Source organism: Saccharopolyspora endophytica, from assembly GCF_018070075.1.
Classification (GTDB): domain Bacteria; phylum Actinomycetota; class Actinomycetes; order Mycobacteriales; family Pseudonocardiaceae; genus Saccharopolyspora; species Saccharopolyspora endophytica.
Map to the genome: position 1 here is coordinate 650,517 of NZ_JAGPXE010000003.1, position 18,621 is coordinate 669,137.

Below are 18,621 nucleotides of genomic sequence, written 5' to 3' on the forward strand. Positions count from 1 at the left end.
AGGAAAGCACACCGAGCGCCTTCAATCGCGGACCCCGGCCCGCTTCGCCGCGGTCACCCGCAACCAGACCCGGGCGCGTTGCTGCAGGTCCTGGACGTCCTTCCACGACTGATCAACGGGGATCACCTCGATGCGCAGGCCGTTGCCGTGGACGGGGCCCGTGTCACCTCGGAGCACGTCGATCGCCGGATCACCTCTCCCCCACCGGAAGGTGAACCCGCCGAGGTACAACCACTGGCACGGAATGCGGGTCATCGCTCACCGCCCGCAGCACGGACAGCCGCACGCCAGGAAGTGGTTCTCCGCGTGGAAGTCGACCGCGTCCTCGGCGATCTGATCCATGTCCGCGACTACCCGGAAGCACGTCGGTCCACCGACCGGGCACACCAACCAGCTGCGACCGTCGACGAGAACCGTTGTGCGCTCCTGCTTTTCGCATCCAACCGGCGACCTCGGGGGCTGTTCGGCACCGGGCCGCCCCTCGCTCAACATCACCATGAAGCGAAATTTGACGCAGTGGATAATGCGATTCCAGTTCTAGTCAGGACCTCGCATAAACTCGTCGGCCACCGAACTCAGGAGCCGCCGAGCATCATTTTCCGAAACGGCTCGCTCCCGAAAGTAGTCGAACACGTTCAAGTGATATGAGATATCGCGATAGTCCCGAAGCGCCACGCTTCCGGAGAAGATTTCGACGGTCACCAAACGCTCGTCGTAAACCACGAAGATGTTCAGCGGACTGGCGCCAACCAGCTCTGAGCTGGGAACGATTGCCAGGTCGACGTTCGGCCTCTGCGATACCTCAGCCAAGTGCCTGAGCTGCTCGACCATGACCGCCGACGAAGCGCGCTTGATCCTGACCGCTTGTTCGGTCAGCAGGAAGTGGAACTGCCTGGACTCGTCATCCAGCACGCTCTGAGCATCTAAGCGGGTCCTCACCGCGCGCTCGATGTCACGCGCGGGGTTTCCTTCGATGACCGGGGTTAGCGCTGCACGGGCGTAATCCGCTGTCTGGAGAAGACCGGAAGGGATGGCGGGCAGGAAATGTCGAACCGACTTCGACGACTCGCAGAGCGCCTTGATTTCAGCTTGACGACGCCAGATGCCTTTGCGGGCTGACGCCCGCACCGAGACGTAATCGACGTTGGCAGCCCTGGCAACAGTCAGGATGTCCTGCTGCGCGTCCGGCGGCACGTCCAGCGCCTTCATGAGCCGCTCGACATCGGAGACGCTGGGTAACGACCTGCCGGATTCGATCCGACTGATCTTGGACTGCGACATCGCAGCCCGAGCGGCCAGCCTCTCCCCCGAGAGGCCGGCTGCCTTCCGTAACTGCTTCAGCGTGTCCGCCAGATCCCGGCGGCCACGTCGCTCATCGTCAGGTTCGAGCATCAAACTCACTGAAAGGCATTGCGTGAGCAAGTGCCGTATCCCGCCACTTTCGGTACTGCAGCAGGTCTGGATCTTCCAGCTGTTCCACGTTGATCATAGTGCCATCTTCTTCAAAGTTGAGATGGACAACCGTCGCGTCATCGAAGAGCCAGAAGTCCTGGTTCGGCAAGTCCAGGTCGAGCTCGGTCATGTCGAGGATGCGGATGTCTTCCCCCGCCTCGATGTTGCCTGGGATTCCCCAGTCGAGTTGATACTGCTGGTAAACCGTCAGCGGACGGCGCACGACGCGGACGCGACCCAGGGTCTTCCCAGCCCCTAGGTAGCCCCTGACTCGCTCGTGCCACGCAGAGTTGTGGCCCTCGGGTTTGGGTTCCCCCGCCTTCCAGAGGGCGAAGCCACTGTTCTCCCTGGGAATTGCATAGGTCGGCTGGCACTCGAACCGCCATGCGGTGCGTTCGCAGTCCTCAAAGCTCTGCAGCAGGTCGGAAAGGATCACTTCTTGACTCCTTGGAGTGCTTCAACCGACGCGAGGACGATTTCCGGAGGAATTTCGACGGCCGCCTCTCCCTTCCCGAGGTCAAGGCCATCGGCAGAGTGCACCGGAAACCCCTGCACCACTGCCGTTCCCGCATCAGAGACGTACACAGCCGGACAGTTGTCATTCTCGCATCCTGAAACCTTGGATAGCTTCATGGCTCCATGATTCGACCAGCTGAAGCGATTGATCAAGCTCCAGGACGTTTTATGCACGATGTTGGGTAAGCCATCACCCGCATGAGCCACGCGGGACACCTCAGAGCAGGCGCAGGACTGCGAGGGCTGCTGCTGCGTCTTGGACTCCGATGCCGACGCTGTTGTAGAAGATGAGGTCCTCGGCGGACTTTCGGCCCGGGGCTTGGGCGGTGAGGATCGCGCCGAGCGGGGTCAGGGCGTCCCGGTCGAGGTCGCCGGTGTCGAGGGCCGCCATGATCGGGCCCGCGTGGTGGGTGGCCGTGGCGACGTCGTCCACGACGACCCTGTCCGCTGCGCGCAGGAGATCGCCGTCGACCTCTCGCCGGTGGGGCTCGAAGCTCCCGACGCTCACCACGGTGACGCCTGGGGCGAGGTCGGCGGTCGCGACCACCGGGTCGGAGCTCAGGGTGCAGGCGACCACCATCGCCGCGTCGCGGACCGCGTCGGCCGGGGTGCCTGCCGCTCGGACGTCGAGCCCGAGCTCGGCGGCGAGCTCAGCGGCGGTCGACTCGCGGCGGGCCGCGTCGCGGCTGTGGATGCGGATCTCGGCGAGCGGGCGGACGCGGGAGACGGCCCGGACGTGCGCTCGGGCCTGGACGCCGGATCCGATCACCGCCAGCACGTCCGCGTCGGCGGGTGCCAGGGCGTCGAGGGCGACCGCGCTGCCCGCGGCGGTGCGGATCTCGGTGAGGGTCGTGCCCGACATGGTCGCGGTGAGCGCACCGGTCTCCGCGTCGAGCACCAGGACCGTGGCGTTGATCGACGCCAGGCCACGATTGGCGTTGCCGGGGTTGACCGAGACGAGCTTGGCCACCGGACCGTGCCGGGGCGAGAGCCGGCTCAGGTACGACAGGGCCGTGTCCTCGCCCGTGCGGATCGCTGTTTTCGCAGCTTGTTGCGCCTCTCCCCTGCCAAGGGACTCGAAGGCCAGGCGTTGCGAGGCGATCGCCGCGTCGTAGTCGAGGGAGGCGGCCACGTCCGCGTCGCTGAGGAGGTCCATGCGCACCGACGTTGGCACATCCGTTCGCCCATCGGAAGGCAGCCCCAGCGACGCTGGGTCTCAGCGCGACAAGAAATCACTCTTCTGATTCTCAACAGAGCGCGCTCCGCCGTTCTACGGTGATCTCAGCGTGGTCCCGAGCAGGAAGAGGTGCATGTCGGTGCAGGCGACGTTGAGCTCCGTGATCGGTCCGCACGCCCCGGAGGTGATCGACGGCGGAGGCGAGTACCTCTCGAAGAACCCCGCGAACCTCGACGACGTCGTCGCCAAGGTCGCGCTGGGCACCCCCGAGACCCTGGTGGCCGCGACCGAGCAGGCCCATCGCGCCCAGAAGGAGTGGGCGCAGGTCCCCGCTCCGGTGCGCGGTCGCGTCATCGCGGGCCTGGGACGACTGGTCGAGGCCAACAAGGAATCGCTGGCCAGGCTGGTGACCCGCGAGATCGGCAAGCCCTACGCCGAAGCGCTCGGCGAGGTGCAGGAGATCGTCGACACCTGCGACTTCTTCCTCGGCGAGGGCCGCAGGCTCTACGGGCAGACGGTGCCCTCGGAGATGCCGGACAAGCAGCTGTTCACCTTCCGCGTGCCGGTCGGGGTGGCCGTGGTGATCACCGCGGGCAACTTCCCGGTCGCGGTGCCGTCCTGGTACCTCGTCCCGGCGCTGCTGTGCGGCAACGCGGTCGTGTGGAAGCCGGCCGAGTACGCCGCCGGGGCGGCCCGCGCGGTGGCCGAGCTCGCGTGGAAGGCGGGCGTGCCCAAGGGCGTGCTCAACCTCGTCTACACCGACGGCGAAGCGACCTTCAAGGGCCTGGAGGCCTCGCTGCAGGCGGGCACCGTCAACAAGGTCGGCTTCACCGGGTCCAGCGCGGTCGGCACCCGGGTCGGCGAGCTGTGCGGACGTCACCTGCAGAACCCGTGCCTGGAGCTGGGCGGCAAGAACCCGATGATCGTCACCGAGGACGCCGACCTCGACCTGGCCGTGGAGGGCGCGCTGTTCTCCGGCTGGGGAACCGCCGGTCAGCGCTGCACCTCGCTGGGCAACCTCATCGTGCACCGCGACATCAAGGACGAGTTCACCTCGCGACTGGACGCGGCGCTGCGCGCGGCCACCGTGGGCGAGCCCGGCGGCGACGTGCTCTACGGGCCGATGCTCGATGCGAAGTTCGCCGACAACTTCGAATCCATCCTCGACACCCTGCAGCCGCACCACACGCCGCTCGGCTCGGATGCGGTCGGGCGCATCACCGACGACAAGCCGCGCAAGGGCTTTCACGGCGATGCGGGTGCGGGCCTGTACTACCACCCGGTTCTGGTGGACGGGATGCGCACCGACGACCACATCTTCCGCAACGAGACCTTCGGGCCGATCGTCGGCGTCACCACCTACGAGACCCTCGACGAGGCGATCGAGCTCGGCAACGCGCCCGGCTACGGCCTGTCGGCGGCCATCTACACCACCGATCCCGCCAAGGCGTTCCGGTTCCGGCAGGGCATCGGCGCGGGCATGGTCAGCGTGAACAACTCGACCTCCGGCGCCGAGGCGCACCTGCCGTTCGGCGGGAACGGCAAGTCCGGCAACGGAAGTCGCCAGTCGGGCATCTGGGTGCTCGACCAGTTCACCCGGTGGCAGTCGTTGAACTGGGACTTCTCCGGCAAGCTGCAGAAGGCCCAGATGGACGTCGACACCGTCGAGCCCGAGATGGACTACCGGCTGCCTCCGGAACTCGGCGGGAAGTAATGCTTCCGCCCGCAGCGGATGTCGTGGTCGTCGGCGGCGGGGCGGTGGGTGTCAGCACCGCCTTCCACCTCGCCGAAGCCGGCGCGGACGTGCTGTTGCTGGAACGCGGCGAACTCGGTTCGGGCAGCACCAGCAAGGCGGCCGGAGGTGTCCGGGCGCAGTTCTCCGATCCCGTCAACATCGAGCTCGGGCAGCGCAGCCTGCGGGCCTTCGAGGACTTCGCGCGAAGGCCGGGCGGCGACATCGACCTCAAGCAGCAGGGATACCTGTTCCTGCTGTCGGACCCCGCTGATGTCGCCGCCTTCGAAGGCGGTGTGGCGCTGCAGAACTCGCTGGGAGTGCCGAGCCGGATGCTGACGGTGCAGGAGGCGTGCGAGCTGTCCCCGCTGGTCTCGCCCGAGGGCTTGCTGGCGGCGGCCTACTCGCCCACCGACGGGCACTGCACTCCCGAGGGCGTCGTCGGCGGCTACGCGCGGGCGGCCCGCGAGCACGGCGCGGTGCTGCGGCGCGGCGTCGAGGTCACCGGTGTCGAGACGACCGGCGGGGAGATCAGCGCCGTGCGCACCGACGCCGGGACCGTGCGCACCTCGACGGTGGTGTGCGCGGCCGGGGCGTGGTCGGCGGCGGTCGGCGAGTTCGCCGGTGTCGAGCTGCCGGTGCGTCCGCTGCGCAGGCAGATCCTGGTCACCGAGCCGATACCGGACCTGCCAACGCGGCTGCCGTTCACCATCGACTTCGCCACCAGCTTCTACTTCCACGAAGAAGGCCCCGGCCTGCTGGTGGGCATGTCGGATCCCGACGAGGAGTTCGGGTTCCGGCTGGGCACCGACGACCGCTGGCTGGGGCGGCTCAGCGAGGCCGTCGCGCACCGCGCTCCCCGCGTCGCCGAGGCGGGCGTGGCGCACGGCTGGGCCGGGCTCTACGAGATCACTCCGGACCACAACGCGCTGGTCGGCAACGTGGGCCGGTTCTTCTACGCGACCGGGTTCTCCGGGCACGGCTTCCTGCAGAGCCCGGCGATCGGCGAGGTGATGCGGGACCTGGTCCTGGGTCGCACACCACCCATCGACGTCTCCGGTCTCGACGTGCGCCGATTCGACGGCGCCGAGGTCCGGCCCGAGCACAACTGCGTGTAGGAAGGGACAACCGTGGTTGATCTGTTGCAGGAGATCGACGAGTGGGGCCCGGAGAAGGTCGTCTGCGTCTCCGACGCGCGCACCGGGATGCGGGGCGTGCTGGTCATCGACAACACCGCGCGCGGCAGCGGCAAGGGCGGCACGCGGATGGCCCCGGGCGTGACCATCGGCGAGATCGCCCGGCTGGCGCGGGTGATGACCTGGAAGTGGGCAGCGGTCGACCTCTTCCACGGCGGCGCCAAGGCCGGCATCGCGGCCGATCCCGATTCGCCGGACAAGGAAGCGGTGGTGCGCGCGTTCGCGCGACGCCTGGCCGACCAGATCCCGGCCAGCTACGTCGCCGGGCTCGACATGGGCATGACCGAGCACGACGCGGCGATCATCCAGGACGAGCTCGGTGATCGCGGCGCGGCCGTCGGCGTCCCGGAGGCGCTGGGCGGGGTTCCCTACGACCAGCTCGGCGTGACCGGGCACGGAGTCGCCGAGGCCGCGGTGGCAGCGCTGGAGCGAGCGGGCAAGCCGGTCTCCGGGGCCCGGATCGCGGTGCAGGGCTTCGGAGCGGTCGGGACGGCCACGGCCGCGCGGCTGCACGAGCTGGGCGCGCAGCTGGTCGCGCTGTCCACAGCGGACGGTTCGGTGCACGACCCCAACGGTCTCGACGTGCCCGCGTGGCTGGCCGCCAAGGCGGAGTTCGGCGACACCTGCGTCGCGAAAGCCGCACCGGCGCAACGCATCGCGCACGGCGAGGAGTTGACCGTGGACTGCGACGTGCTGATCCCGGCCGCCCGCCAGGACGTCATCGACTCCTCGGTCGCGTCCCGCATCCGCGCCGGGCTGGTCGTGGAGGGCGCCAACCTGCCCACCGGTCCGGCCTCGCGCGCCGCGCTGGCCGCGCGAGGGGTGGAGATCGTGCCGGACTTCATCGCCAACGCCGGTGGCGCCATCGCGGCCGGATTCGCGATGGACGCGCGGTATTCCGCGTTCCGGCCCGAGCCCGCCAGGATCCTCGACGAGGTCGCGATCCGGACCAGGCGCAACACCCTGCTGGTGCTCGACACCGCGGCGGAGACCGGGGCGCTCCCGCACGCGGCCGCCCTGGAGATGGCCCAGCAGCGGGTGCGCGAGGCGATGCGGCTGCGCGGCCGCCTGCCGGTCCCGGCCTGAACCACCTGAGGAGTCGGCGTGCTCAACCCCATTCACCTGCGGACCTTGCAGGAGTGCGTGCGCACGGGCTCGTTCGCCGAGGCCGGGCGGATGCTGGGCTACACGGCCTCGGCCGTGTCGCAGCAGATGGTGCTGCTGGAGCGGGCGATCGGTGCGCCGCTGTTCGAGCGCTCGGCCCGGTCGGCCCGCAGCACCGCGCTCGCGCTGCGGCTGGCCGACCGCAGCCGGGACGCGCTCGGCGCGCTGGACTCGCTGGAGCGCGAGGTGCGGGCGATGGTGGTCGGCGAGGAGGGCAGCCTCCGCCTCGCGTCGTTCGCCACCGCCAACTCCCGCGTGCTGCCGGACGTGCTCGCGGCCGTGATCTCGCAGCGGCCCCACGCCGAGGTCCAGCTCGACGAGGGCGAACCCGACGAGGTCGTCGACGGCTTCCTGGACGGGGTTCTCGACGCGGCCCTGGTCTTCGAGTACGACCTCGACCCGCGTCAGTGGCCGATCGAGCTGTGCGCGGAGGAGCTCCTGGCCGAACCGCTCCGCGTGGTCCTGCCCTCCTCGCACCGGCTTGCGGGCCGGGGCCGGGTGGAACTGCCGGACCTGGCGGGCGACAACTGGATCTGCACCCGCCAGGACACCGCGGGCGCCCGCTCGCTGGTCCGGCTGGCCGCCGCGGCGGGTTTCGCGCCGCGCATCACCTTCCGCAGCAACGACTACTCCGTCATCCGCGACCTGGTGCGCCGGGACCTCGGCGTCGCCGTCTTACCGGCGCTCGCCATCCCCCGGGAGCAGCAGGGCGTGGCCCGGATCATCGGGTTCGAACCGCACCGGCGGGTCAAGGTCCTCTACCGCAAGCAGAACACCAACCCGCTGCTCCCGGTCGCCCTGGAATTCCTCGCCAAGTCCTGCACAGCGGTCGCATCCGAGTGGGAGCAACCATGACCGAACCCGTCGACGACCACTTCCTCCAGTCGCTCACCCACCTCGATGACCGGACTTCAGTGGAAATCGGAGCTCCGAGTTCCACTGAAATCGGGTCGACCGGTGTCTCGGGCGAGGATCTGGTGGGGTTGTTCGACTCCCAGGCCGGGAGTCGTCACCTTGATTTCAAGGCTCGTGAGCTGGGGAAACGGGGTGTGGGTTTTTACAGCATCGGGTCGTCCGGGCACGAGTCGAACGCCGCTGTGGCGGCGGCGCTGCGGGTGAGCGACCCTGCGCTGCTGCACTACCGGTCCGGGGCGTTCTACCTCCAGCGGGCCAGGGCGGTCGCCGGGAGCACCCCGTTGAGGGACGTCCTGCTGGGCGTCGTCGCGTCGGCGGACGAACCGATCTCGGCCGGTCGGCACAAGGTCTTCGGCAACGCCGACCTGTCGGTCATCCCCCAGACCTCGACGATCGCCTCGCACCTGCCGCGCTCGGTGGGCCTGGCGTTCGCGCTGGAGCGCGGCGCGAAGCTCGGGGTGCCGGCGGAGTGGCCCGCGGACTCGGTCGTGGTGTGCAGCTTCGGTGACGCCTCGGCGAACCACTCGACCGCCACGGGCGCCATCAACTCCGCGCTGCACTGCGGTTTTCAGGGACTTCCGCTGCCGTTGCTGCTCGTGTGCGAGGACAACGGGATCGGGATCAGCGTGCGCACGCCAGCGGGCTGGATCGCCTCGACCTACGCCGACCGGCCCGGCCTCCGCTACTTCACCGCCGACGGAGCCGACCCGGTCGAGTGCCTGCGGGTGTCCCGGGAGGCCGCCGACTGGGTGCGCGAGCACCGCGCACCGGCGTTCCTGCACCTGCGCACGGTCCGGCTGATGGGTCACGCGGGCTCGGACGTCGAATCGGCGTACCGGTCGCGCACCGAGATCACCGCCGACCACGAGCGCGACCCGCTGCTGGCGACGGCGAAAGCACTGGTCTCCCAAGGCGTTCGCACTCCGGAGGAAGTCCGCTCCCGCTACGAGGCGATCCGAGCGGAGGTCGCCGAGGTCGCCGAGGACGCGCTGAGCCGTCGCAAGCTCGGCAGCGCAGCGGAGGTCATGGCCTCCGTGCACGCCCACTCCCCCGACGCCATCGCCGCGCGGACCGCCGACACCCCGCCGAACCGCGCCACGACCTTCGGCACCGCACCCGAGGACGAGGGACCGCTGACGCTCGCGCAGTCGATCAACCGCTCCCTGGCCGAGGAGCTCGGGCGCGACAACCGAGTCGTGGTCTTCGGCGAGGACGTCGCGCGCAAGGGCGGCGTCTACGGCGTGACTCGCGGTCTGCGCAAGAAGTTCGGCGGCAGCAGGGTTTTCGACACGCTGCTGGACGAGCAGAGCGTTCTCGGCACGGCGTTGGGCGCGGGTTTGGCGGGTCTGGTGCCGATCCCGGAGATCCAGTACCTGGCCTACCTGCACAACGCGGCGGACCAGCTCCGCGGTGAAGCGAGCACGCTGAGCTTCTTCTCCAACGGCCGCTACACCAACCCGATGGTCGTGCGCATCGCCGGTTACGGATACCAGAAGGGCTTCGGCGGGCACTTCCACAACGACGACAGCGTCGCCGCCCTGCGCGACCTGCCCGGTGTCGTCCTGGCCTCGCCGTCCCGGCCGGACGACGCGGCGGCGATGCTGCGCACCTGCGCGGCCGCCGCCCGCGAAGACGGCCGGGTCTGCGCCTTCCTCGAACCCATCGCCCTCTACCACACCCGTGACCTGCACGAATCCGGCGACGACGGCTGGCTGGCCCGCTACCCCGCACCGGGCGAGCACCACGTGCCGATCGGTCGCGCCCGGGTCTACGGCGACGGGGAGGACCTGACGCTGGTCAGCTTCGGCAACGGAGTCCCGATGAGCCTGCGCGTCGCCGAACGACTCCGGCAGCAGGGCGTGCACGCCCGAGTCCTCGACCTGCGCTGGCTCGCCCCGCTCCCGGTCGAGGACCTGCTCGAGGCCGCCGAAGCGACCGGCACCGTGCTGGTCGCGGACGAGACCCGCCGCAGCGGAGGGGTTTCCGAACCCGTCGTCACCGCGCTGGTCGACGCCGGGTTCAGCGGCCGGATCGCTCGCGTGACCAGCGAGGACAGCTTCATCCCGCTCGGCGCGGCGGCCTACCACGTGCTGCTCGACGAGGACACCATCGAGACCGCGGCGCTCAAGCTGATCGGCTGACGAGCGCCTCGCCGATGAGCCGGGCCGCCTGCGGGTAGGCGCCGGGGTTCGGGCCGGCGTAGTTCAGCCGCAGGAAGCGGCCGGTCGGTTCGGCGGGGAACCACTCGTCGCCCGGGGCCACGACGACCCCCGCGGTTTCGCAGTCGCGCACGAGCGCGGGCAGATCGGTGGTGTCCGGCAACCGCACCCAGAGGTTGAGCCCGCCTGCCGGGACGTCCAGGTGCACCCCGGGAACGTGCTCCCGCACGGCTTCGGCCATCAGGTCGCGGCGGGCGGCGAGCTGCTTGCGGAGATCCCGCAGGTAAGTGCGCCAGGCCGGTTGGGTGACCACGTCGAGGGCCACGGCCTGGAGCATGCCGCTGACGTAGACGGCCTCGGACTGCGTGTCGGCGAGGATCCGCTCCCGCGCGGGGCCTCGGGCGATGATCCCGGCGACGCGCACCGACGGCGACACGGTCTTGGTCAGCGACCGCAGGTAGACCACGTGCCCGTCCTCGTCGCGGGCGGCCACCGGGACCGGGTCGGTGGTGATGCCGAGATCGCGGGCCCAGTCGTCCTCGATCAGGAAGGCGACGTGGCGGCGAACGGTGTCGAGCACGTCCTCGGCCAGGCGCGAGGACCACTGCACGCCGGTGGGGTTGGCGTAGTTGGGCTGGGCGTAGAAGGCGCGCGCACCGGTGCGCTCGAAGGCGCGGGCGAGCTGGTCCGGGTCGGGGCCGTCCGGTCCGCTCGGGACCGGCACCGTCTGCACGCCGACCTGAGAGGCGGCCACGATCGCTCCCCAGTACGTGGGCGATTCCAGCAGCAGCGGACGACCGGCGCCCACCAGCGCGCGGAAGATCGCGCTCAGCCCGCTCTGGCTGCCGGGGAAGATCACCACGTCGCCCGGGACCGCCGTGCCGAGCTCGGTGGCGAACCACGCCTGCAACTCCGGGACGCCGGCCGTGGCGGGCCGGTCGATGACGGCGTCGCTGCGGGCCGCTCGGGTGAACGCGGACCGGACCAGCCGCTCGGGTAGCAGTTCCCGGCACGGGTACCCGGAGTGCAGCGCGATCACGTCGTTGGGCGCGGGCCGCATGGCGGTGGACAGCCTGGGGCGGATGTTCTTCGGCGACCCCAGCGCGGCGGTCTGCCAGCCGAAGTCGCTCGGCCGGGCGACCCGAACCGAGCGGACGAACGTTCCGACACCTGGGCGGCTTTCGACCAGGCCCCGAGAAGCGAGGGCGCGCAGCGCCTTCTGCACGGTGACCGGGCTGGCCCCGTGTTCCGCGACGAGCTCGCGCGTGGAGGGCAGTTTCGCGCCCGGCTGGGCCGTGGCCATCCACTCGCGGAGTTCCGCGACGATCCGCGAACTGCTATCGTCCGACATGACAGCCAATAGTAGCGCTACAGCGTTCCGGGAACCGGTGCTATCCCCGCCTCACGCAGGACTGGCCTGGGGATTCCTCGGCGTCGTGGCGTTCTCGTTCACCCTCCCGCTCACCCGCATCGCCGTCGACGGCCTCTCGCCGCTGTTCATCGGAGCCGGTCGAGGCGCTGTCGCCGGGCTCATGGCCGTCGTCGCGCTGCTGGTCACCCGGCAGGCCCTGCCGCGCGGCACCCAGTGGGCGCGTGCGGCGGTCGTCGCGGGCGGTGTGGTCGTGGGGTTCCCGTTCCTCACCTCGTACGCGCTCGCCAGCACCCCGGCCAGTCACGGCGCGGTCGTGATCGGCGTCCTGCCCGCGGCGACCGCGGTGATGGCGGTGCTGCGCGGGCACGAGCGGCCTCCGAAGGCGTTCTGGATCATGGCCGGTCTGGGGGCCGTCGCGGCGGTGTCCTTCGCCTCGCTGCAGGGACTGGGCGGACTGCACCTCGCTGACCTGCTGCTGTTCGGCGCCGTCGTCGCCGCGGCGATCGGCTACGCCGAGGGCGGACTGCTCGCGCGGGAGCTCGGTGCCTGGCAGACGGTCTCGTGGGCTCTCGTGCTGGCCGCGCCCGTGATGATCGTGATCACGGGCATCGAGGTGGCCGAGCACCCGCCGAGCGCGACGCCGGTGCAGTGGGCGGCCTTCGCCTACCTGGCGGTGATCAGCCAGAACCTCGGATTCCTCGCCTGGTACCGGGGTTTGGCGATCGGCCCGATGGCCCAGGTCAGCCAGATCCAGCTCACCCAGTCGGTGATGACCATCCTCTGGGCCGCTCTCCTGCTGGCCGAACCCCTCACCTGGCCCACCGCCCTCGGGGCCCTGGCGGTGGTCCTCTTCGCGGCGCTCTCGGTCCGCACCCGCCTCACAGCCTGACCGGAGCGCCGCGTCGGTGACCTCCGAGGTCAGGAGGGGTCGCCGAAGACCTTGCCGGGGTTGAAGATCCCAACCGGGTCGAGGGCGTTCTTGATGTCGTGGTGCATGTCGATGACCTTCCGCGACAGCTCGGCGTGCAGGCCCTTGCGCTTGAGCAGACCCACGCCGTGCTCGCCGGTGACCGTGCCACCGAGGTCGATGGCGTCGGCGACGATGTCGTCGAAGGCCCGCTGGGCGCGCAGGCGGGCCTCGTCGTCGCCGGGCGGGGTGATGATCAGCGGGTGCAGGTTGCCGTCGCCGGCGTGGGCGATGTTGGCGATCTGCGTGTCGTGCCGCTCCGCGGCGGCCTCGATGCGCGCGAGCATCTCGGGGACCAGGGCGCGCGGGACGCAGACGTCCTCGGTGAGCAGCGGGCCGAGCCGCTCCAGCGCCGGGTAGGCCAGGCGGCGGGCCGAGAACAGGGCGTCGGCTTCCTGCTGGTCGGTGGAGCGCGCGCTCCAGGTGGCGCCCGCTTCTTCGAAGCAGCGCACGAGGGTGTCGACCTCCTGCTCCCCCGCCTGGCCCGGCGCGTCGGAGCGGCCGAGCAGCAGCACGTTGGCCTCGGCGGACAGGCCCATGTTCTTCCACTCGTCGACCGCGCGCAGGCAGTGCTGGTCGAGCAGCTCCAGCGCCGAGGGCACCACCCCGGCCGCCGCGACCGCGGCGACGGCCTCACCCGCGGCGACCAGCGAGTCGAAGTAGCCGACCACGGTGCGCTCCGGCGCGCGCAGGCCCGGCAGCAGCTTCACGGTCACCTCGGTGACCACGCCGAGCGTGCCCTCGGAACCCACGAACAGACCGCACAGGTCGTACCCGGCGACGCCCTTCGCCGTGCGCCTGCCCAGCCGCACGACCTCGCCCGAGCCGACGACGGCCTCCAGGCCGAGCACGTAGTCCCGGGTCACGCCGTACTTCACGCAGCACACGCCGCCCGCGTTGGTGGAGACGTTGCCGCCGATGGTCGACCACGGCGAGCTCGCCGGGTCCGGCGGGTACCAGGCTCCGTGCTCGCGGCAGGCGGCGCGCAGGTCGTCGTTGACGACACCGGGCTGGACCACGGCCAGCTGCTCGCGCGGGTTGATCTCCAGGATCTCGTTCATGCCCTCCAGGGAGATCAGCACGCAGCCGTCGATGGCGTTCGCGCCGCCGGACAGTCCCGTCCCGGCTCCGCGCGGCACCACGGGCACCCCGTGCTCGGCGCAGGCCTCGACCGCGGCGACGACGTCCTCGGTGCTGCGGGCGCGCACGACCGCGAGCGGCTTCCCGTAGGGCGCCCACTCCGCCTCGTCGTGGGAGAAACGTCCGGTGGAGTCCGGATCGGTCAGCACCACCTCGTCCGGCAAGGTCGAGCGCAGTGCCCGCAACGCCCCGTTGTCCGAGTTGTCCACCATCGATGACCTCCCACTTCACGAACCGCCCACACACTAACTCCGTGAACAGGCCGTGGATCGGGAGGTCTCACCCGAGCTCCGGGAAGCGGTGCGCCCAGATCTGCCGGGACCCGCTGATCGGATCGGACGCCAGCGAGACCGGAACGTCGAAGATCCGGGTCTGCCGGTCGGTGAGCTGGTAGCCGGGCCAGCCGGGATCGCCGGTAGCGGCGAACGAGGTCCAGGCCCCGCGGATCGCGGCGGACAGCTCCTCGAACCCGGCGGGCGAGGCACCGAGCATCGCCAGCGCCAGCGGGTCGTCGAGGTTGCCGAAGGTGAACGGGACGTCCAGCCCGTGCGTCGCGCCGAGCAGGCCGTCGCGCTGCGGGGTCTCCCAGGTGAACTCGTACAGGAAGCCGCGCCCACCGGCCGCCGCGACCGCCTCGGCCATCCACACCGCGGGCATCCGGAACAGCCTGTCGCCGAGCAGCACGGTGTGGAGGTCGGGATCGGCCACGCCCGGGAACGCCGACCGGTACTCGGCGACCGTCGTCGACGGCAGGTGCAGGTCATCGGCCAGTCGCTGCACGTCGCGCGCCTCGGCGGGCAGGTCGATGGTGAACCCGGTGGCCTCGTCGCGGTTGAAGCCGGCGATCACGTCGATGCCGTTGGCCGCGCCACCGCGCATGGCCACCCACGGCAGCTCGGAGAGCACTTCGCCGTCGAGGACGACGTTGTAGGGCGTGCTGTTGGTCCAGGCCGCGCGGTTGCGGCTGATCTCCGCCATCGCGTGGGTCTGCGCCGCGTGCAGGTCTTCGGGCGGGACCTCCGCGAGCGCCGCGGTGGTCGCGGGCACGCCGAGCCGCCCGGTGATCAGCTCACCGATCTTGCGGTTCTCCGCCTCGTCGCAGTACATCGCCGCCGGGCTCTGCGCGATGGCGCGGCGGAACAGCCCGCGCCGCGCGGAGCCCGCGACCAGGGTCGACACCGAGACCGCGCCGGCCGATTCGCCGAAGATCGTGACGTTGTCCGGGTTCCCGCCGAAGGTGATGATGTTGTCGCGGACCCAGCGCAGCGCGGCCAGCTGGTCCAGGATCCCGCGGTTGGACGGGGCGTTGTCCACCCAGCCGAAGCCCTCGTAGCCGACGCGGTAGTTCACGGTCACCACGATCACGCCGTCGCGCGCGAGCTTCGCCCCGTCGAAACCGTCCGTCGAGGCGGTTCCTCCCAGGTACGCGCCGCCGTGGAACCACACCATGACCGGCAGGTGACCGCCGCGATCGGGGGTCCAGACGTTGACGGTCAGGCAATCGGTCGAGTCACCGGGCCGCCAGCACGCGGGAAGCGCGGGGTCCAGCACGGCCTGGGGCACCGAGGCGCTGTAGCCCGAGGCGTCCCGGAGGCCGTCCCAGCGCTGCGGCGCCACCGGTGCCTGGAACCGGCGCGGACCGTCCAGCGGCGCCGCGTAGGGAATCCCCTTGAACGACATGACATCGCCGTCGGAGGTCCCGCGCACGGCGCCGTGCTCGGTTCGAACGATGAGGTCGACGCCCCCGTATAACCAGCCGAAGTTCGATAACGAAGGCGGCTTTCCAGAGTCCATCCTCACGTCCCGTCGCTGAGTTCGGCGACCGCCTGCGGCAGCGCCTCGGCGAGCTTCTCCAAGTCGGGCAACGCCGCCCGGTTCGCCTGCACGCCGATGTGCACCGTGCCGCGGAACTGCGAGACCGCGATCGACAGCGAGTGCCCGGAGGCCAGCGGGGCGAGCGGGAACAGCTCGGCGACCTCGGCGCCGTCGAGCGCGGCGTGGAAGGTCGGCAGCGGGACGTTGGTGACCATGGTGTCGAACAGCAGCGGCGCGCCCTGCGCGACCAGCGGTGTGGCCACGTGGTGCAGCACCTGCGGCAACCGGCCCGCCAGCACCGGGAACGCCCCCGGTCCGCGCAGCGGTCCGGCGCTCTTGTTGCCGCTCATCTCGGCGCGGATGGACGCCAGCCGCGTGGCCGGATCGGGTTCGTCGACCGGCAGCTCGCACAGGTAGCCGGAGAGCTGGTTGTTGCCGGTGCGGGGCTGGTTGCTGCGCCTGCGGCACACCGGGATCAGCGCGCGCACCGGGACCTCGGCGGACTCCTCGCCGCGCGCGGCCATCCAGATCCGCAGCGCTCCGGCGATCACCGCGAGCACGACGTCGTTGTTGGTGCCGCCGCCGTGCCGGGAGCGGATGCGGCGGATGTCGGCGAGGTCGATGGGCACCAGCGCGAGCCGGCGGGCCGGGGACGTCGAGGCGTGCATCGGCGAGGACTGCACCGGGATCCGCATGTTGCGCATCACCGACGCCGCGATCCCCAGCGATTCGCTCGACTTCGACAGCGTGCCGCGCAGCGCCCCGACCAGCTTCTCCGGCCGGCGGATCAGCCCGAACGCCTCGTCCAGCGGGTTCGGCGGCGGCGTCGCGGGAGTGTCGGTGAGGTCGGTGAACTCGTCGAGCAACCGGACCCCGACCTCGACCGCGTCGTGCCCGTCGACCAGCGAGTGGTGGAACTTCATCAGCACCGCGAACCGGTTGTCGGCCAGCCCGGTGATCAGGTGCAGTTCCCACAGCGGGCGACGCTGGTCGAGCGGATCGGCGATCAGCTCGGAGGCCAGGATCGCCAGCTCCTCGCGGCCGCCCGGCGCGGGGATCTCGTGGTCGTAGACGTGCTCGGCGGCGTCGAAGTCGCGGGCTTCGCGCCAGTGCGGCTGCAGCCACGAGCGCTCCAGCCGCATGCGCAGCCGGGCGATGCGCTGCGCGCGCTCGGCCAGCAGCCGCCGCAACCGGTCCCGGTCGACCGGGCCTTCGGAGCGGAACACCGCGACGGCGCCGACGTGCATGGGCGTGTCCTCGTGCTCCATGCACAAAAAGGCCCAGTCGAGTGGCGTGAGTTCACTTCTGGATGGCGTCTCTGTTGCGCTCATCGCTTATTTCCCGTCAACAATGAATTGGTCATTCGCGTTACACATCAGTTTCTTATCGGTCCGCGAGGCGCGATTGCGGACCAAACCGAATCCGGTTCGCAATCCGACGATCCGGTGAACCGGCAGTCCTGCGAACGAGCACGAACATGCTGGTGGCGACGACATCGACGGGTTCCTTCCGGTGCTGTCGGCGATCGGCGTGCGCGCACCGAACACTGCAGCGATGAGGGTTTTCGGTTGGACGCACGAGCGTTATTCACGTACCGGTGCGCCGTTGCACGATTCGTCATCGTAACCGCTGACGAGTGCATCGACCTTAGCGAAGAAATGATCGGTTGAGAACGACCGACATCGCCCGCGTTGAACCCCGGAAGAGTTTTGATCACTTCGTTCGGTGCCCGTTGCCGCTCAGGCGATCACCCGAAAGCATGCAGCGCCGCCGCTGATCCCGCCCCGACGGACGAAGCGATGACGCCGAGCACCGGAGCGGAACCCGCGGAGCAGCCGGATTCTCACTCGAACGCTGCCCAGGAAAGCACGAAACCCCGCCTCCGCAGGCGTGTCGCGCTGCGGGGGCGGGGTCGCGTGATTCCCAGCCGGGTGGTCTGCCTACTTGCCGGGCTCCCAGTGCTCCAGCATCGCCGCGAACGTCTCGAACGCGGGAGCGTTGTAGCCGTAGGGGGCTTCCAGGTGGATGCTGATCGGGAAGCCGAGGTCGTGCACGCCGTCGACGACCCGCTTGTACAGGTCGACGACCGCCTGCTTGCGCTGCTCGAACCCGAGCTCGGCGGTGCGGGCGACGAACTCCTGCTCGGCGGCGACCGCCGCGTTGCCCGGATCCTGGATGAGCCACTGGATGAGCTTCTTGTTGCCCTCCACGCCCGGGATGAACCCGAAGGACAGCAGGATCTCCGGGCGGTGCGGCGTCGTGCGCGCGAACTCCTTCAGGAAGTCCACGATCGCGTCCGAGTACAGCAGCTGCGTCATTCCGTAGGTGGCGCCGCGCTCGCACTTGAACCCGAACCGGCCCTGCTCCCCTTCCCGGGTCGGGATGAGGATGGACCCGCGGTGCGGGACGACGTCCTGGAACTTGGTGAGCGCGTCGGTGGGCGGTACTCCGGGGCCTTCGCCGTCGGCCATGTTCCGGGGCACGCCGACGAAGGCGATGCCGTCCATGTCGGCGTCGCGCAGCGCCTGCAGCCGCTCGGCCAGCGCGCGCTCGTCGTGGAACGCGGTGACCTGCGTGCACAGACCGCGCAGGTCGCCGAGCTCCGGGCGGATCGTGCGCCAGAAGTCGATGGTGTCCATCTTGGGTCGGAAGTCGACCGGGCGGTCGCCGTCCTCCTGGATGATCCCCGGGATCATCACGTGTCCGATGCGGCCGGTCAGCCCCGAGTTGCGGCTGAGCTCGGCGATCTTCTGACCCTCTTCAACGGCCCTCTGCACACCGCCGTCGAGGTCGGGCGGAACCAGTTCGAGTGCGATGGTGGTCATGTCGGCCTCAGGTATTCCTTCTGTCGACTTCGGTCACCGCAGCGCTTCAAGTGGATTCGCCTGCGAACCTGCGCGTGTGCGACAGGGACCGTTTTCTTTCAAGGAGAAGGTTTTTCGACGCGACCGGCGGGCCGTCGTGGACACCCCGCCTGGCTATCGCGGAACCGGGGGGTGGGCGACCGCGCGCGGGG

16 protein-coding genes are annotated in these 18,621 nt (G+C 70.2%); 6 read left to right on the forward strand and 10 right to left on the reverse strand.

The genetic code is table 11. The annotated features are described in order from the left end of the window. Nucleotides 1-21 precede the first annotated feature (21 nt). The 5 genes from KBO27_RS10620 to KBO27_RS10640 form a co-directional block, all read right to left on the reverse strand. Complete coding sequence (locus tag KBO27_RS10620) at nucleotides 22-255, reverse strand: hypothetical protein (protein WP_210969764.1); 234 nt, start codon at nucleotides 253-255, stop codon at nucleotides 22-24. 282 nt (nucleotides 256-537) lie between these two features. Next, nucleotides 538-1,392 carry a helix-turn-helix domain-containing protein gene (locus KBO27_RS10625; protein ID WP_210969765.1) on the reverse strand — a complete coding sequence of 285 codons (855 nt, stop codon included), beginning with the start codon at nucleotides 1,390-1,392 and terminating at the stop codon, nucleotides 538-540. Continuing rightward, entirely contained in the window at nucleotides 1,379-1,888 is a 510-nt protein-coding gene (locus KBO27_RS10630; RefSeq protein WP_210969766.1) for a DUF6879 family protein, read from the reverse strand. The genes KBO27_RS10625 and KBO27_RS10630 overlap by 14 nt, the downstream gene beginning before the upstream one ends. Beyond that, on the reverse strand, nucleotides 1,885-2,085 hold the full coding sequence (locus KBO27_RS10635; protein ID WP_210969767.1) for a hypothetical protein: 201 nt from the start codon (nucleotides 2,083-2,085) through the stop codon (nucleotides 1,885-1,887). The genes KBO27_RS10630 and KBO27_RS10635 overlap by 4 nt, the downstream gene beginning before the upstream one ends. A gap of 100 nt (nucleotides 2,086-2,185) precedes the next feature. Next, nucleotides 2,186-3,124 (reverse strand): ornithine cyclodeaminase family protein, encoded by a 939-nt coding sequence (locus KBO27_RS10640; protein WP_210969768.1) that lies wholly within the window; start codon nucleotides 3,122-3,124, stop codon nucleotides 2,186-2,188. A 154-nt stretch (nucleotides 3,125-3,278) separates the two neighbouring features. Between KBO27_RS10640 and KBO27_RS10645 the strand changes: the two genes are divergently transcribed. From KBO27_RS10645 to KBO27_RS10665, 5 genes are read left to right on the forward strand one after another with little or no spacing between them, the layout of a single operon-like run. Beyond that, a complete protein-coding gene (locus KBO27_RS10645) occupies nucleotides 3,279-4,859 on the forward strand; it encodes an aldehyde dehydrogenase family protein (RefSeq protein ID WP_210969769.1) in 1,581 nt (526 codons plus the stop codon). After that, the gene (locus KBO27_RS10650) at nucleotides 4,859-5,995 is read left to right on the forward strand and encodes an NAD(P)/FAD-dependent oxidoreductase (RefSeq protein WP_210969770.1); all 1,137 of its coding nucleotides are present in this window, start codon (nucleotides 4,859-4,861) and stop codon (nucleotides 5,993-5,995) included. The genes KBO27_RS10645 and KBO27_RS10650 overlap by 1 nt, the downstream gene beginning before the upstream one ends. A gap of 12 nt (nucleotides 5,996-6,007) precedes the next feature. Beyond that, nucleotides 6,008-7,159 (forward strand): Glu/Leu/Phe/Val family dehydrogenase, encoded by a 1,152-nt coding sequence (locus KBO27_RS10655; protein ID WP_210969771.1) that lies wholly within the window; start codon nucleotides 6,008-6,010, stop codon nucleotides 7,157-7,159. Between the two features lie 18 nt (nucleotides 7,160-7,177). After that, a complete protein-coding gene (locus KBO27_RS10660; protein WP_210969772.1) occupies nucleotides 7,178-8,092 on the forward strand; it encodes a LysR family transcriptional regulator in 915 nt (304 codons plus the stop codon). Continuing rightward, nucleotides 8,089-10,293 (forward strand): thiamine pyrophosphate-dependent enzyme, encoded by a 2,205-nt coding sequence (locus KBO27_RS10665; RefSeq protein ID WP_210969773.1) that lies wholly within the window; start codon nucleotides 8,089-8,091, stop codon nucleotides 10,291-10,293. The genes KBO27_RS10660 and KBO27_RS10665 overlap by 4 nt, the downstream gene beginning before the upstream one ends. On the opposite strand, the gene KBO27_RS10670 is transcribed toward KBO27_RS10665, so the two are convergent. Next, nucleotides 10,277-11,662, reverse strand: a complete 1,386-nt coding sequence (locus KBO27_RS10670) for an aminotransferase-like domain-containing protein (protein WP_210969774.1) — start codon at nucleotides 11,660-11,662, stop codon at nucleotides 10,277-10,279. The genes KBO27_RS10665 and KBO27_RS10670 overlap by 17 nt on opposite strands. On the opposite strand from KBO27_RS10670, the gene KBO27_RS10675 reads away from it, so the two are divergent. Next, nucleotides 11,661-12,572 (forward strand): DMT family transporter, encoded by a 912-nt coding sequence (locus tag KBO27_RS10675; RefSeq protein WP_246536636.1) that lies wholly within the window; start codon nucleotides 11,661-11,663, stop codon nucleotides 12,570-12,572. The two genes, KBO27_RS10670 and KBO27_RS10675, sit on opposite strands and share 2 nt — an antisense overlap. A 29-nt stretch (nucleotides 12,573-12,601) precedes the next feature. Here the strand turns inward: KBO27_RS10675 and KBO27_RS10680 are convergent, their stop codons facing one another. From KBO27_RS10680 to KBO27_RS10695, 4 genes are all read right to left on the reverse strand, one after another. Continuing rightward, complete coding sequence (locus tag KBO27_RS10680; protein WP_210969775.1) at nucleotides 12,602-14,002, reverse strand: FAD-binding oxidoreductase; 1,401 nt, start codon at nucleotides 14,000-14,002, stop codon at nucleotides 12,602-12,604. Nucleotides 14,003-14,069: 67 nt separating this feature from the next. Then, on the reverse strand, nucleotides 14,070-15,584 hold the full coding sequence (locus KBO27_RS10685) for a carboxylesterase/lipase family protein (RefSeq protein ID WP_210969776.1): 1,515 nt from the start codon (nucleotides 15,582-15,584) through the stop codon (nucleotides 14,070-14,072). Nucleotides 15,585-15,586: 2 nt separating this feature from the next. Then, nucleotides 15,587-16,936 carry a wax ester/triacylglycerol synthase family O-acyltransferase gene (locus KBO27_RS10690; protein ID WP_210969777.1) on the reverse strand — a complete coding sequence of 450 codons (1,350 nt, stop codon included), beginning with the start codon at nucleotides 16,934-16,936 and terminating at the stop codon, nucleotides 15,587-15,589. 609 nt (nucleotides 16,937-17,545) lie between these two features. Further along, entirely contained in the window at nucleotides 17,546-18,430 is an 885-nt protein-coding gene (locus KBO27_RS10695) for a mycobacterial-type methylenetetrahydrofolate reductase (RefSeq protein ID WP_132673617.1), read from the reverse strand. Nucleotides 18,431-18,621: the final 191 nt, after the last annotated feature.